This window comes from Gammaproteobacteria bacterium, assembly GCA_022450155.1.
Lineage (GTDB): Bacteria > Pseudomonadota > Gammaproteobacteria > Arenicellales > UBA868 > REDSEA-S09-B13.
Map to the genome: position 1 here is coordinate 1 of JAKUQR010000028.1, position 15,207 is coordinate 15,207.

Annotated in this window: 13 protein-coding genes; 4 read left to right on the plus strand and 9 right to left on the minus strand. The window is 55.3% G+C overall.

The window, feature by feature from the left end; genetic code table 11:
- From MK323_12835 to MK323_12845, 3 genes are all read right to left on the minus strand, one after another.
- The coding region (locus tag MK323_12835; protein MCH2483036.1) for an FAD-dependent oxidoreductase at positions 1-478 on the minus strand (478 nt) is incomplete at its 3' end.
- Positions 479-494: 16 nt separating this feature from the next.
- Positions 495-3,818: a hypothetical protein gene (locus MK323_12840; GenBank protein ID MCH2483037.1), complete on the minus strand. Its 3,324-nt coding sequence runs from the start codon at positions 3,816-3,818 to the stop codon at positions 495-497.
- Positions 3,815-4,732 carry a MotA/TolQ/ExbB proton channel family protein gene (locus tag MK323_12845; protein ID MCH2483038.1) on the minus strand — a complete coding sequence of 306 codons (918 nt, stop codon included), beginning with the start codon at positions 4,730-4,732 and terminating at the stop codon, positions 3,815-3,817. Before MK323_12845 ends, MK323_12840 begins: the two co-directional genes overlap by 4 nt.
- Positions 4,733-4,980: 248 nt before the next feature.
- On the opposite strand from MK323_12845, the gene MK323_12850 reads away from it, so the two are divergent.
- Positions 4,981-5,208, plus strand: coding sequence for a hypothetical protein (locus MK323_12850; GenBank protein MCH2483039.1), 228 nt, complete (start codon positions 4,981-4,983; stop codon positions 5,206-5,208).
- A 61-nt stretch (positions 5,209-5,269) separates the two neighbouring features.
- On the opposite strand, the gene speB is transcribed toward MK323_12850, so the two are convergent.
- Positions 5,270-6,271: an agmatinase gene (gene speB / locus MK323_12855; protein MCH2483040.1), complete on the minus strand. Its 1,002-nt coding sequence runs from the start codon at positions 6,269-6,271 to the stop codon at positions 5,270-5,272.
- A 256-nt stretch (positions 6,272-6,527) separates the two neighbouring features.
- On the opposite strand from speB, the gene MK323_12860 reads away from it, so the two are divergent.
- Positions 6,528-7,337 (plus strand): enoyl-CoA hydratase/isomerase family protein, encoded by an 810-nt coding sequence (locus MK323_12860; protein MCH2483041.1) that lies wholly within the window; start codon positions 6,528-6,530, stop codon positions 7,335-7,337.
- A gap of 527 nt (positions 7,338-7,864) precedes the next feature.
- Complete coding sequence (locus tag MK323_12865) at positions 7,865-9,562, plus strand: urocanate hydratase (GenBank protein ID MCH2483042.1); 1,698 nt, start codon at positions 7,865-7,867, stop codon at positions 9,560-9,562.
- 132 nt (positions 9,563-9,694) lie between these two features.
- Here MK323_12865 and mnmE read toward each other — a convergent pair whose 3' ends face one another.
- The 5 genes from mnmE to rpmH are packed head-to-tail and all read right to left on the minus strand — an operon-like array spanning position 9,695 to position 13,543.
- Positions 9,695-11,035 (minus strand): tRNA uridine-5-carboxymethylaminomethyl(34) synthesis GTPase MnmE, encoded by a 1,341-nt coding sequence (mnmE, locus tag MK323_12870; protein MCH2483043.1) that lies wholly within the window; start codon positions 11,033-11,035, stop codon positions 9,695-9,697.
- 43 nt (positions 11,036-11,078) lie between these two features.
- Positions 11,079-12,782 (minus strand): membrane protein insertase YidC, encoded by a 1,704-nt coding sequence (gene yidC, locus MK323_12875; GenBank protein MCH2483044.1) that lies wholly within the window; start codon positions 12,780-12,782, stop codon positions 11,079-11,081.
- A 19-nt stretch (positions 12,783-12,801) separates the two neighbouring features.
- A complete protein-coding gene (gene yidD / locus MK323_12880) occupies positions 12,802-13,038 on the minus strand; it encodes a membrane protein insertion efficiency factor YidD (protein MCH2483045.1) in 237 nt (78 codons plus the stop codon).
- The gene (gene rnpA / locus MK323_12885; GenBank protein MCH2483046.1) at positions 13,026-13,364 is read right to left on the minus strand and encodes a ribonuclease P protein component; all 339 of its coding nucleotides are present in this window, start codon (positions 13,362-13,364) and stop codon (positions 13,026-13,028) included. Before rnpA ends, yidD begins: the two co-directional genes overlap by 13 nt.
- A gap of 44 nt (positions 13,365-13,408) precedes the next feature.
- On the minus strand, positions 13,409-13,543 hold the full coding sequence (gene rpmH, locus MK323_12890; GenBank protein ID MCH2483047.1) for a 50S ribosomal protein L34: 135 nt from the start codon (positions 13,541-13,543) through the stop codon (positions 13,409-13,411).
- A gap of 241 nt (positions 13,544-13,784) precedes the next feature.
- Here rpmH and dnaA point away from each other — a divergent pair, with 241 nt between their 5' ends.
- Positions 13,785-15,128 carry a chromosomal replication initiator protein DnaA gene (gene dnaA / locus MK323_12895; protein ID MCH2483048.1) on the plus strand — a complete coding sequence of 448 codons (1,344 nt, stop codon included), beginning with the start codon at positions 13,785-13,787 and terminating at the stop codon, positions 15,126-15,128.
- Positions 15,129-15,207 lie beyond the last annotated feature (79 nt).

The window sequence follows — 15,207 nt, forward strand, 5'->3', positions numbered from 1 at the left end:
CAAGAAAAGTTCCCGCCGTCAGCACCACGGACCGGGCGTCAACAGTCAGTCCACTCTGCGTAACGATACCGGTTACGCAATCGTTCTCGATAACCAGACCGTCCACGGCCTGTTGAAAAAGGCTCAGGTTCGGCTGGTTTTCAACACGCTGACGAATCGCCTGTCTGTACAGCACCCGGTCAGCCTGAGCACGAGTCGCCCGCACCGCCGGACCTTTTCTAGCGTTGAGGATGCGGAACTGTATTCCGGCTCGATCAATTGCCTGTGCCATCGCCCCACCCAAGGCATCGATTTCTTTGACGATATGGCCCTTGCCAATTCCGCCAATGGCCGGGTTACAGGACATCTGTCCGATGGTCTCTATACTGTGGGTGATCAGCAGCGTTCGGGCGCCCGTCCGCGCGGCGGCGAGCGCCGCTTCGGTACCTGCATGCCCACCGCCGATTACGATGACATCAAACTGGTCTGGGTATTTCATTTGCCAGCATGCCTGCCTAGTTCTTGCTCCAATAATAGTCGTAGCGACTGTGAATCTGACTGGTAAACGATACCGCCTCAGCATGGGATAGGCTGGTATCGTCAGGAAACCAGACGGCGGTATAGAGTTTTGTGCCGTGCTGTTCTTTCAAGGTTTTCAATTGCACATGCAATTGTGCCCTCGACAGCTCAACGTATCCGTCCCCACCCGGCAACTTGAGAGCATAGTGGTGGCCAGTTTCATCCTTCCAGTACTGTATGCGAACCACATAGCGGCCCACCTTGCTTCGCGCCGGTTTGATCAGCCGATTGTACTCGTACTCAAGTTCCGTATTGCGGGCTTTCAGGATCTCAAGTGCTTCAAGATCTTCTTTTAGCAAATCCCGTTCCTGCTTGAACGCCGCTACCTCGTCCGCATGTTTGGCGCGCAGGGTCTCCAATTCTACTTTGGTCAGCTTGTACTGTTCGCCCACCGCTTCGAGCTGGCCCGTCAACGAGGCTTTTTCTTCGGACAACGATGTGGCCCGCGCCTCAAGTGACTGCTTGTCCTGTGTCAACCTTTGGTTTGCTGCCTCAAGCTGTTCGCGTGCTTGCGCAACCACAGCCATTTCCTGTTGCAGTGTCTGCTTCAGGGTGGCCAGTTCCGCCAGCCGACGCGCCAGGGAACGCTTCTCTTCGGAAAGACGGGCAGCATCCTCTTTATACTTTCTCTGGGCCGAAGCCAGTTGGTCTTTCAGTGTCTCCAGCCGTGCTACCTGCGCGCGCAACACAGAGTTCTTCTCGAACAGCTCGTCACGTTTCTGCGCTAACTCCGCATTCTCATCAGTTTCAAGCAATAGCTTGAGCTGTAAATCTCGTCTAAATTGTTCAGCAACGCTCAGCTTGTCAATCAGGGTGAGGGTGTCCTGCTCCGCCTCTTGTCGACCTGCCTCGTCCTGTGCTTTTGCCTGCGTTAACTCAGCGTAAGCATCTCGCAGGGACTGGATTTCGTTTCTCAGCTTGACGATCTCACTCCGCTGGTTACTGCGCGCATCCTCGAGTGTTGTGATCTTTCCGGTCGCTTCCTGGTGCTCGGTCTGCAGCCGGTCATATTCGTGCTGCAGGGACTGGATTTTGTTGCTCAGCTTCACGATCTCGATCTGTAAGTCGCTGCGAGCAGACTGAAGCGAAGTGGTCTCGCTTGAGGCCTCCTCGTAGGCTGATCTCAGCTGATCATGCTCGTGCTGCAGTGCGCGCTTCAGCTCGCCCAATACCGCAAGTTCTGTGCGCAGGGTAGTATTACGCTCAGCAAGTCCCGCTTTGTCTTTCTGCAACGCCGACAGTGAAGCAGTCAGGCGTTTGATCTGTTCCTTGAGTTGCTCGCGAACCGCTTCAATATCTAGCAGCCGGCGTCCCTGTCCAACAACGGTTTCGGTCAGCACGGCTTTTTCTTTGTCGATCTCGGCTTTTTCTCCAGCCAGCGCCTCATACTGCGCCTCAAGGGCTTTTTTGAACGTCACCAGCTCGGCCAGCTCACGGGCAAGGGAGCGTTTTTCCGCTGATAATGCCGTTCGCTGGGTCGTCAGGCCAGCTTTGTCTTGCGCCAGCTGCTGGCCCGTCGATACTGCTCGGTCTCGTTCTCCGGAGACCTCGGCAAGGTTCTGTTCCAACACCGCCTTCAGCGCCGTGAGTTCTGCTAACTGGCGCACCAACATAAGCTTGTCTTCGGCGAGTTTCGCGCTCCGTGCTTCGAGTGATTGGCTATTTTGTTGCAGCTTTTGGTTGGCTGACTCGAGCTGTGTGCGCGCTTCGGTCGCTATACCTAAATCCTGTTGTAGCGTTTGTTTCAGGGCAGCCAGTTCGGCCAGCTTTCGCACCAGTGACAGGTTTTCTTCAGACAACACCGTAGTCTGCGTCTGCAGGGTCTGTTTGCCCTGTTGTAACGTGGCCTTTTCGGCCTCAACAAACTTGTATTCACCAAGCAGTTCGGTGATCTGGTTCTCCAGTTTCGCACGCACCGACACCAGTGCTTGGTGTTTTTCCGTCATGGACAGCAAATCAACCTTCAGGCTGTCCCGTTCCTGACCGATTTGACCCTTGTCTTCAAGCAACGTCAGGCGAACCTGCTCTAGCGCCGCGACATCCCGCAGCAGCACATCAATCCGCGACTGGCGATCGACTCCAGTCGCCAGTGCTTGCTCGCGTTCGTTTTCAGTCTCGCCCAGCTGCAACTGTAGGGTAGCGACTTCACTGCCCAGTGCCGCAATTCTCGATTCAAGCGTTGCTTTTTTCTCCGATAGAACCATCTTGTCCAAGGTTAGCTGATCGCGTGACAATCTGACTGTATCCAGTTCCTTGGTGAGCCCCTGAACTGTTTCTTTCAGGCCGGTTTTTTCACCCTGCAGGCGCCCGCGGTCGCCGAGCAGTCCCGCGATCTGGCTTTCAAGCTGAAGACGCAGTTCAATCAAGGCGTTGTGTTTTTCATCCAGAGACATAAGCTCACCGGACAATTGATCTCTTGTTTCAATCAGGTTGCGCTTGTCACCTGCCAGGCTGTCGCGGACCTGTTCGAGTGCCGAGACATCTCGTAGTAGCTCGTCTATTCGCGACTGCCGCTCGGCGGAGGTGCCCTGAACCTGATCGCGCTCTATGCTCGTTGCAGACAGCTGCTGTTCAAGACCTGAGATTTCATTGCCAAGTGCGACTATTCTCGATTCCAGTGTTCCCTGTACGCCCTGCAACGAAGACTTATCCAAAACCAGTTGATCGCGGGCCGCGGAAACGGTTGTGTTCCGTTCGATTAATTCCGCTTTCTCGTCCGATAGTGCTGTCCGTTCACCGATCAACGCCGCGACTTCGTTTTCAAGCTCCAGTCGCAGCGCCTCCAGTGACTGATGCTTCTGCGCGAGAGATAGCAGTTCGCCTTCCAGGTTATCCCGTTCACCAGTCAGTTGCCCTCGCTCGTCGGTCAAGTTGTCGCGGACCTGTTCTAGCGCCGCGACATCTCGCAGTAGATCGTCTATTCGCGACTGCCGCTTCTCCGACACCGCTTCCGCCCGCTCGTGCCTGGCCTCGGTCTCACCGAGCTTGAGGTGCAACGCGGCGACCTCGTCACCAAGGGAGGATGTCTTGAGCTCGAGTGCCGTGCGTTCGGTCGTGACCTGCTGCTCGTATGCCATCGTGGCTCTCAACTGTCGAACCAACTCCATGTTTCGGATCAGGATGACCACCAGCGCAAGCAGAAATATCATGACGATAACGGTCATGACATCGGTAAACGACGGCCAGACGCTGTCCTCGTTGGTGGCTAGCTGACCTGATGGCGAGACCCTAAGGTCTACAAACCCCTCGGTACGAATCATCGCCGCGGGGTTTTGAGCCGGAACCCTTCTCTGAGGAGCTCGATCATCTGCTCCAGTGCGCCACTGTTGCGCTGCATCTCGTCGCGATAGCTGGAGAGGAGTTCCTTTAGCTCATCAGCCACCTCGGCGTACTGTGCCTGAGAGGCATCGAGCCTTTTTACCAGTGCGGCAGCAGCCCGAATAATGTCAGAGAAATCCTCTATGACTGTCTCCGTGGTGACCTGAAATCGAGGCAGCAAGACGGTCGCTGTGGCCTCTTCAACTCGACTGATCACGTGCGTCTGCACGTCTGTCAGGCGAAGGTAAAAATAACCGAAAAATAAATAAGCCAAAATGGCTGTCATGGTCGTGGATAAGGCAGCCGACATACCGTGGATAACCATCCCCAAGCCGCCGATCTCGGTCGCCGTGGCCACCATGTTAGAGGCACCGAAAAGTGCAACGGACAGCGAAACAATGGTGCCAAACACACCGGTCAAAATGAGAACGTTCTGAACAAACCTAGGAAAACTGTTACGACTGGATTCATCAGCCACAAGGGTAGCCGCCAAAGCATTATGGTTGACCGACGATCGGCGATCGTGGAGGTCGCGCAGCGTGCGATAACGCCTCAGAATGATGGTGCCTTCCGCCACACCTCTCTCTGGATCCGTGCCACTGTCCATATTGTCCAGAAACTGTCCCATCGCCTGTTCTTCAAGGCTGTAGCTGATAAAAAGCCGTACCAGTTGATACATCCCGGACAAAAATAGCAGAACGATACCGCCGTTGATGAACAAGCCAACCTGGGTCAGTTGATTCCTCAGATAGACCTCCGACAGAAACTCCCGCTGCCACAGGACTACCGACAGACAGATTACAGCAAGCACTGCAAGCTGAATCAGGATCGGCTTGATATAGCTGGTTTGACGCATGAACACGGGCATTATGGGCTGTCGGTCATTGTGAAATCGCCCTCGACCAGGCGACAATACGTTAGTCCAGATTATCCCATGATTTCCAGCTCAACTTCATGACAAATTGTGTCTTTGTCCAGGTTTTCTACCCCCGTTGTGGCCGCCTGTTTGAGCCCAGGCAAGGCGGGCTACCCAGGTATCGCTTGTGAGTCCGCAGGTGATCTATTATACTATGTAGTAGTACTAACAATTTGGGAGTGCCGTTCTTGCCAGCGCCTCGGAAGCCCCCCCCATCCTGGTGGTTGCTGGGATACCTTGCCCAATATCAACCTCAAGCACTGCTGACAACACTGGAAAAAGCGGGCCTACCCGCCGATCGCGTTTATCAGGTGGCTGCAGAAACAGCCCAAAACCTACCCAGTCAGGACTATCGTCGCCTGTCTAAGACCTGGGCCGTGCGTCGGTTACGCTACCGCAAAGTACCACAGATCTAGCGGGAAAATACGGATTGTATTAGTTAGTAGTACATTCATTAGGATTGATGGAGGGAACAGTTCAACCCGATCTGCTTTCTGAGACCCGGATTGCCAGAATACACAGCATTTCGAATAAGATGGTGGCGGCGTGCAAGGCAGTGTTGCCTGATGGGTCGAGGGGGGGAGAGACTTCGACGACATCGCCACCGATAAAATCCAGTCCTGTGAGTTCGCGAATCAGACGTTGTGCTTCGCGCATGGTGATGCCGCCGGCCTCGGGTGTGCCGGTGCCGGGCGCATAGACCGGATCCAAACCGTCGACGTCGAAGGTCAGATACGCCGGCCCGTTACCCACCACGCGTTTGGCTTCCCGGGCTACCGCCTGCCAGCCCAGATCTTCGAATTCTTCGATGGTAATCACCCGCATCCCGCTGTCCCGCGAGTAGTCGAGGCCATCGGCGAAGTTCTGGCCACCGCGAATCCCGATCTGTACGGTTCTCCGGGGATCGATCAACCCCTCTTCTGTCGCCAGACGAAACGGTGCGCCATGATGAAATTTTGACCCGGAAATCGCCGGCCAGGTATCAGTGTGGGCATCAATATGGACCAGCCCCAGCGGTTGATCGTAGCCGGGCGCCAGTGCTTTTAGAATCGGGTAGGTGACTGAATGATCGCCCCCAACGGCCAGAGGGCGGACCCCCGTTTTAGCAATGGCCAGAAAATACCGTTCGATATCGTTGATGGCCTGGTCCAGGTTGAATAAGTCATTAAAGCGGACGTCACCCAGGTCTGCTACGCGGGCCCGGTCATACGGCCGCTCCCCCGTTGCGACATTGATCGCGCGCATCAGGGTTGACTCATTTCGCACTTCCCGGGGGCCATAACGCGCCCCGGTTCGGCAGGTCAAGCCACCGTCGTAGGGTATTCCGATGATCCCGATATCCACCCCATCGAGCGATTCGACGAGCGGCGTACGCATAAAGGTCGCCACTTCAGTAAAGCGAGGCGCCTGCATGGGCTCATAGGGCTCGCCGGTAATATCGGTTCGCTGGTAAAAATCTTTTTGCTCTGTGTTTGACATCCTCAATCTCCTGGTCGCTGTCCCGTTATGCGGGCTTAGTCACCGCACGTCCTTGAATTGTGCGCTGTTTCGACCCTTTGTGACACCATCAAGTTCTTCGGCTATCAGGACGGTGTTCTAGCCAATGCCGGTGGTCACTACGGCGATTGTGCGCAGACCCAGGCTTTAGTCGATAGACTCACCTCAAACAACCTGTGCGCCAGATGGTTTTTCCGCTGAGCACTGACGGCCCATAAGACAAACTCGGAGTAACCCCATGTCTGACCGTTACATTGACTACGACAAACTACTGATCGAACGCCCGGCCGACGGTATCCTGAAGATCACATTCAATAAGCCTGAGAGTTTTAACTCGGTGGATTCTCAAACACACTCTCAGCTGACCGAAATATGGCGCGACATCGATGCGGATTCGACCGTGCGCGCGGTTCTCGTAACCGGGGCAGGAAAGGCGTTCTCTGCGGGCGGTGATTTTGACCTGATCGAGGAAATCATGGACGACCCGCAAACGAGGATGCGAGTCTGGAAGGAAGCGCGTGACCTGGTTTACAACATTATCAATTGCAACAAAGTCATCGTTTCAGCGATTAACGGCCCGGCGGTTGGCGCGGGTCTGGTGGTGGGCCTGTTGGCTGACGTATCTATTGCAGGTAAAGCGGCTCGCATTGTGGATGGTCACACGCGTCTAGGGGTGGCCGCCGGAGACGTTGCCTGCATCATTTGGCCCCTGCTGTGCGGCATGGCCAAATCCAAATACTACCTGCTAACCTGCAGGCCACTGAAAGGCGAGGAGGCTGAACGCATCGGTCTGGTGTCCTTGTGCGTAGACGACGACCAGCTACAAGAGACAGCACTGGAGATAGCGACCGAACTGGCGAATGGGGCACAGAGTGCGATCCGCTGGACCAAGTACGCCTTAAACAACTGGCTTCGGATGGCCGGGCCCACGTTTGATACGTCGACTGCGCTCGAAATGCTTGGCTTCACGGGCACCGAAGTGAAAGAGGGTCTGGCTTCTCTCAAAGAAAAACGATCGCCTCAGTTTGCTAAAGATTGTCCGCTGTAACTGCGCTGTACAACCAGTCGAACCCCTGGTGTTACCCCGCACGCACATCAATCCTCCAGGTCACTGGGTAACCGAACCAAAGCTGCCTTACAGCCAGGCAGTGCGTTGTGGTGAACTGATCTTCACAACCGGGCAGGTTGCATTGGATACAGATCTTACTGTCATCGCCGCGACTGATTCACGTGGCCAGATCCGCGCGGCGGTTGATGATCGTTTTAGGGATTAGATATCTACTGGCTTTTTATAGACTATTTGCCGATACAGAACTTACATTATTTTTATTAAGGCTTTTTTGTATTTTTTGTTCCCAAAGCATCTAAGTGGGGAACAAATTTATTGCGAACCTGACGATATATCCCCCGTCCGTCACGCGATGGCCAAGACAACAACCGTTGCCGTCATTGATCAGCACAAGCTAGTTTGCGACCGGTAGAAGCGGTTGGTGCTATGGCACCTTTGGAACTGGGCAAACTATGTAGAATCAGTTTACCCAACGAAAATTTTTGGATAAGTCAGGACATAGGACTATGCCAGCCACGACACTCAACCGATACGCACCAGAACGACACATCAAAGCGCCAACCGGGAATGAACTTCAGTGCAAGCACTGGGGGGCCGAGGCCCCGATGCGAATGCTGATGAACAACCTGGATCCTGAGGTTGCGGAAAACCCGGCCGAACTGATCGTCTACGGTGGGGTCGGTCGGGCTGCCCGCGACTGGGACAGTTTCGATCAAATTATAAGTTCGCTCAAGAACCTCGAGGAGAACGAAACACTGCTCGTCCAATCGGGTAAGCCCGTCGGTGTGTTCCAGACCCATGAAGAAGCTCCCCGGGTGCTGATTGCCAACTCGAACCTGGTTCCTCACTGGGCAACACTGGAACACTTCTCAGAACTGGATCAACAGGGCCTGATGATGTACGGACAGATGACGGCTGGATCCTGGATCTATATCGGCTCCCAGGGCATCGTCCAGGGGACCTATGAAACGTTTGCGGAACTGGCCCGACAGCACTTTAACGGTTCGTTCGAGGGCCGGTGGATACTGACAGCGGGGCTCGGCGGTATGGGCGGCGCCCAGCCGCTGGCAGCGACCATGAACGGCGCCTCGATGATCGCCGTGGAATGCAACATGCAGTCGATTGAGTCGCGCCTGCGGACACGCTACCTGGATGCGTGGGCCGACAATCTGGACGACGCCCTCAAGCTGGTCGAGGATGCCCACAACAATGTCCGACCTATCTCGGTGGGTTTGCTGGGTAACGCCGCCGACGTGTTTCCGGATATCGCAGCGCGTTCCCGGCAGGATCCCAGATACCTGCCCGATGTGGTGACCGATCAGACCTCCGCCCATGATCCCCAGGCCGGCTATCTGCCCCAGGGCTGGTCAGTTGACGATTGGATCGAGCGCCGGCGAACTGACCCGGCCGGTGTTGCTGACGCAGCCAAAGCATCCATGGCGGTTCAGGTGCGGGCGATGCTGGATTTCTGGGAGCGGGGAATTCCGGTGGTGGACTACGGCAACAATATCCGCCAGATGGCTCAGGAAGTCGGGGTCAAGAACGCTTTCGACTATCCTGGATTTGTGCCCGCTTACGTCAGGCCCCTGTTCTGCACTGGTACAGGGCCTTTCAGGTGGGCGGCGCTGTCGGGGGACCCCGAAGACATCTACAAAACCGACGTAAAGGTCAAGGAACTCATCCCGGATAACCCGCACCTGCACCGGTGGCTGAACATGGCCCGAAAGCGAATCGCCTTCCAGGGCATGCCGAGCCGTATCTGCTGGGTGGGACTGGGCGATCGCGATAGGATTGGGCGGGCCTTTAATCAGATGGTGGCAAATGGCGAGCTGAGTGGACCGATCGTGATCGGCCGCGATCATCTCGACAGCGGATCGGTTGCAAGCCCAAACCGCGAGACCGAAAACATGAAAGACGGGTCAGATGCTGTTTCCGACTGGCCGATACTCAACGCGCTTCTGAACACGGCATCAGGTGCGACATGGGTGTCTTTTCATCATGGCGGTGGTGTGGGTATCGGTTTCTCCCAACATGCCGGTTTGGTCATAATGGCTGATGGTTCAGCCTCGGCGGATCGAAAACTGGCCCGCGTGTTGTGGAACGATCCTGCCACCGGTGTAATGCGTCACGCCGACGCGGGTTACGAGGAGGCGATAGCATGCGCCCGGGACAAAGGTCTAAACTTGCCGGGAATTTTGGTTTAACCCTGTCTGGGTCAGATGCTCGCAACAGAATCTGGTGATTCGAATAACGTCCTGTGACGAGCGTTGTTTGACTGCCTCATTCCGACCAAGGCCAAATGGAAAGATTTGGGTCGCCCCACTTGGATAGACCCCCTATTTACCGATGCAGAACGTCGAGAAAATCTGGCCGAGCAGGTCTTCCGTGGTGACTTCGCCCGTAATTTCACCCAGTGCGAGCTGTGCCAGACGAAGCTCCTCCGCAAGTAGCTCCTGAGCCGACCCGACGTGTTGTTCTGCGGCGTGCAGATGCGATTGTGCTTTGAGCAGTGCCTCAATGTGGCGCCGGCGGGCCATCAGCGGCGCTTCACCCAAACAGGTATAGCCAAGCGCTTGTTGAATAGCTTGCTCCAGAGCATCGATACCCGCACCTGTCTTGGCCGAGACTGAAACGCCTTCGCTGCCTTCGTTTACTACAGTCCCTGCTGGCCTGCCACTGAGGTCACACTTGTTATAAACCCGAAGTATTTCTCCTGCGCCGGGCGCCATTGATGCGTGATCCTGGCTGGTGTGTGGTGCGGTATCGTCGATTACAAACAGGACCAAGTTGGCCTGTTCAATCGCCTGTGTCGCCCGACGAACACCCTCTTCTTCGACGTAATCAGTGCTTTCTCTCAAGCCCGCCGTATCGATCAGCTGGACCGCTAGTCCAGCTATGTCGATCGTCGTGTCGACCACATCGCGCGTGGTGCCCGGGGTGATGCTGACGATGGCCCGGTCTTCTCGCGCCAGCGCATTCAGCAGGCTTGATTTTCCGGCATTGGGCAATCCAGCCAGCACGACCCGGGCGCCATGGGCCAATAGACTTCCCGGCCGGGCCTGGTCCAGCAATGACGCCAGTATCTGACTGGTGTGATTTAACCGGGCTTGTGCAGCGCTCGAATCCAGAGCGCTCACGGGCTCTTCAGAGAAGTCAATTTCTGCTTCGAAATTTACTCTTAAATCTCCTATCTCCTTCGATAGTGCGTTTATCTCCCTTGAAAATGACCCCATCAACGAGCGTATGGCAGCCCGCGCAGCGGCCTGTGTCTGGCTGTCAATGAGATCGGCGACCGCTTCGGCCTGAGCGAGATCCAGTCGGCCATTGAGAAATGCCCGCTCAGTGAATTCACCCGGCCGGGCCGGGCGGGCGCCGTGGCTTAAAACGCTGGCCAGAACGCCGTCCAGTACCCGGGGTCCGCCGTGGCCTTGGAGCTCCAGTACATCCTCGCCGGTGTAAGAGGCCGGCGCGGCAAAATAAAGTACCAGTCCCTTGTCCAGTGGCGAACCATCGGCCGCTCTGAACACCCGGTGCGTGGCTTGTTTCGGCGGTGGCAGCACACCGGTGATGGCGTGCGCGATGACCCCGGCGCGAGGCCCTGATATCCGCACTATGCCGATAGCGCCTACGCCAGGCGGCGTCGCGATAGCGGCGATGGTATCTTGATCCTGTTGCACCGTTCGTGACCGCAGTCGACCGGGCGATGTCAACTCGCCTGAACTAGCCTCCGGATGCCGCAATCTTTCGTGTGATCACCCACTGCTGGCCAATGGACAGAAGGTTGTTCACCAACCAATACAGCACCAGCCCAGCGGGAAACCACAGAAAGAAGATCGTAAACATCACTGGCATGGCCAGCATGATGTTTTTTTGCATCGGGTCAACTGGTGTGGGGTTTAGGATCGTCTGACCAAACATAGAAGCGCCCATGAGCAGCGGCAGCACGTAGTACGGATCCTGAACGGAAAGGTCCTTGATCCATAACATAAACGGTGCTTGCCGCAACTCGACGCTTTCCAGCAACACCCAGTACAACGAGATAAAGACCGGAATCTGTATTACGATCGGCAGGCAACTGCCAAGAGGATTGATTTTTTCCTTTTTATAAACCTCCATCATTGCCTGCTGGAACTTCTGTTTGTCGTCGCCAAAGCGCTCCTTGAGCGTTTTCATACGCGGCTGGAGATTCTTCATCTTCGCCATCGACTTATAGCTGGCCGCCGACAGCGGATAGAACACGAGCTTAACCAGCAACGTCAGTAGAATGATGGACACACCCCAGTTTTGGACAGTGCGGTGGATGTAAGTCAATAACCAGAACAGCGGCGATGAGATCGGTGTCAGCCAGCCGTAATCCACTGTTAACTCCAGCTGCTGGTTCTCCTCGGTGAGACGTTTCTGTTCTTTAGGCCCAACGAACAGTCGAGCATTCAGAGACCCTTGTCTACCGGCCGGCACGACGGTCGGCTCTACACTCTTGTAACCGATGTGATAATGCGGTTGGCTGTCTCGGGCTGTGACCGTTGAATAGAACTCATAAGCGCTGCTCCCCCGCGGCAGCAGCGCACCCACGAAATAGTGCTGCAACATGGCTACCCAACCCGAGGGTGTGTTGCGTGCCAGATTCTCGTCGTACATGTCATCAAAATCTATCTTCTGGTACTTGTCTTCCGGTGTGTAAATAACGCCACCTGTGTAGCTTGGCAGCCGGCCAAAGAAGCCGAGTCCACTAGATTTCTGCTCGACCTTAGTGCGAAGTATCTGGTTATATAGGAACCCTTGCCACGCTGTGGCGGTGGCGTTGTCGATCTCGTAACGGATGTCGATGTAGTAGCTATTTCGATAAAACGTATAAACCTTGCGATACCCAACACCATCGGGGCTTTGCCACCTAAGAATCGCTTCTACGCGATCGGCAGCGGGTGACAAATAATAATTGTGTTGATCAGCGACGTATCGTGTATGGTGATTTGGTAACTCGCCCTGTGTGCCCAAGAGGCCGCCCTGGATAACAAACAGGTCAGCGCCCTCTTCGTTTAACAGCCGAAACGGTTCATCTGGATTCTCCAGCTTTTCGGGATATGTCAACAACTCTAACCGCCTCAGGTCACCGCCATAGGAATCTATGACGGCGCGTATGAGGTCTGTTTCAACCACCACGATATCACCTGTGGGCAAGCTCTTTAATGTCGGTTTAGGAATTCCAGTTACAGCAGTGTTTGTGTTTGTGTTTGTGTTGGCGGTGGTCGGCGCACTGGGGACGTCTTCGGTGTTCACCGCGATGGTTTGGCTCTGCCCAGTTTGAGCAGCTATTTGCGATGTCATTACCGCTACGGGGGCTGCGTTGTGCTCGACCCAAGCCTGCCAAATCAGGACCAACACCAGCGCCAAACCAGTAAACAGTATGAGTTTTTGGAAATCCACTTTTAGCGCTTCAGCGATGCTAGCAGCTGGAGGTGCCCGCGTTCTCGTCTGGCACCATGTCCACACCCCCAGGGTGCCAGGGGTTACAGCGGATCAGCCGGCGCAGAGTCAGCCAGGCACCGCGGGTTACTCCGTGACGCTCGATGGCCTCTATGGCGTAGGACGAACACGTGGGATAGAAACGGCAGGTCGGCCCCAATAGCGGACTGATCAAGTACCGATATCCGCGTAGTACCCCTGTGATTACTTGCCGCATTTATCTCTCACTCGTCTCCAGTGGCCGAACAGGCTCTGATCGACCTGCAGGCGATCGGTTTCGTTAGCTTCCTGGCGCGCAATCACAACCAGATCCAGACCAACCAGAGGCTCCTTATGACAACGAAAAGATTCTCGGACGCGACGCTTCAGTCGATTGCGCCGCACCGCTTTGTTGGACACTCGTCGGGAGACTGTGATGCCGAGCCGCGCGCTGCCTGTCTGGCGCCTCGCCGCATAAACGGTAAACAGGCGATCATCGCTACGGCATCGTCTGGCAATCGTCGTGCGGTAATCCACACCACGCAAGAGGCGTTCGCTTCGCATGAAGCGGGCATTGCTCACTGCCGGCGGATAACGTCGCCCGGCACTCAGGCGCTGAGCTGCGCCCGGCCTTTGGCTCGTCGCGCGCTGATCACGGCTCGTCCTGCGCGTGTTTTCATCCGCGCCCTAAAACCATGTCGTCGTTTCCGTTTAACTTCGCTGGGCTGGAAGGTCCGCTTCATAATGCGTATCCCGAATTCTGTGGCCGGCTTTCAAAAAAGGCGTCGGACTTTACTCGTAATTATGGCGTAATGTCAATGGTTTTAGGGGTCTCTAGCACGCTGTGGATAAAATAATGTAGGACAATTTCTGTGGATAACTTCCAATATATCGTTTAGACTGGCCACCATGACAGCAGCCGCACAGTCACGACAATAAACTTAAATCGCGCCGAAAGCGCTGTCGACAAACCCGACCAACCCTATACCTGTGTCCACCGCCCTTTGGAAACTTTGCTTAAGTCGTCTCGAAGACGACCTCTCCGCCCAGCAGTTCAATACCTGGATCCGGCCACTGCACGCCGTCGAAAACGCTGACGGTCTGACGCTGCTAGCGCCCAACCGATTTGTGCGCGACTTCGTACACAGAGAATACCTGGGGCTGATCTCTAGCCTAGCGAAAAACTTCAGCCCCAAACCCGCAGCAATCAGACTGGATATCGGCAGTGAGCAGGCAGGCAGCACTGTTACCGCTACAGCCGATCAGTCACCGGTAGCCCACAACAAAGGCTCGACTGCTCTGGGTTTTGAAGGCCGTCTCAACCCAGCTTTTACCTTTGAGACCCACGTTGAGGGTAAATCCAACCAACTGGCCCGGGCCGCTGCCAGCCAAGTCGGGGAAAACCCGGGGCAAGCCTATAACCCGTTGTTTCTTTACGGGGGTGTCGGTTTAGGTAAAACACACCTGATGCAAGCTGCCGGTAATCTGACCCGGCAACTTAGGCCGGAAGCCAAAGTCGTGTACGTACACTCCGAACGGTTTGTGGCCGATATGGTCAAAGCCCTGCAGCATAACAAAATCAATGATTTCAAGCGTTATTATCGATCTCTGGATGCCCTGCTGATTGACGACATTCAGTTCTTTTCAGGAAAAGAGCACTCACAGGAAGAATTTTTCCATACTTTCAATACGTTACTAGAAGGCCAGCGACAAATCGTGATTACCAGTGACCGCTTTCCGCGTGAGATTTCCGGCGTCCAGGAGCGCCTGATTTCCCGTTTCGGTAGCGGCCTGACCGTCCCGATCGACCCGCCCGAACTCGAGACTCGAATGGCCATCTTAAAAATCAAAGCCCAGCAGAAAGGCGTCGACCTGCCCGAAGACGTGTGTTTTTTTGTAGCCAAACAGATTCGGTCCAATGTGCGGGAACTCGAGGGCGCGCTCCACCGGATAATCGCCAGTGCTAACTTTACCGGACGCAAGATCAATATCGACCTTGCTCGGGAAGCACTGCGCGACCTGTTGGTTTTTCAGGAACGCCAAATCACCATACAGAATATCCAGAAAGTCGTCGCGGAATATTTCAAGATGCGCATCTCGGACCTGCATTCCAAGCGGCGTAACCGTCAGATTACCCGACCTCGCCAGATCGCAATGGCGCTGGCCAAAGAACTCACCACTATGAGTTTGCCAGAAATTGGCGACGCTTTCGGGGGTAGAGACCACACAACCGTATTGCACGCTCAACGCAAGGTCAGCGAGTTAATCAAGACGGACCCTAAGATCAGCGAAGACTACCAGAACCTACAGCGCCTTCTGAGTGGATAACGTGTGGGCTTCCAGTGAGAAACTATGGCATGATTTCCTAGATGCGAATTTCACACCACCTTGTTCACCTTGTGCCGGA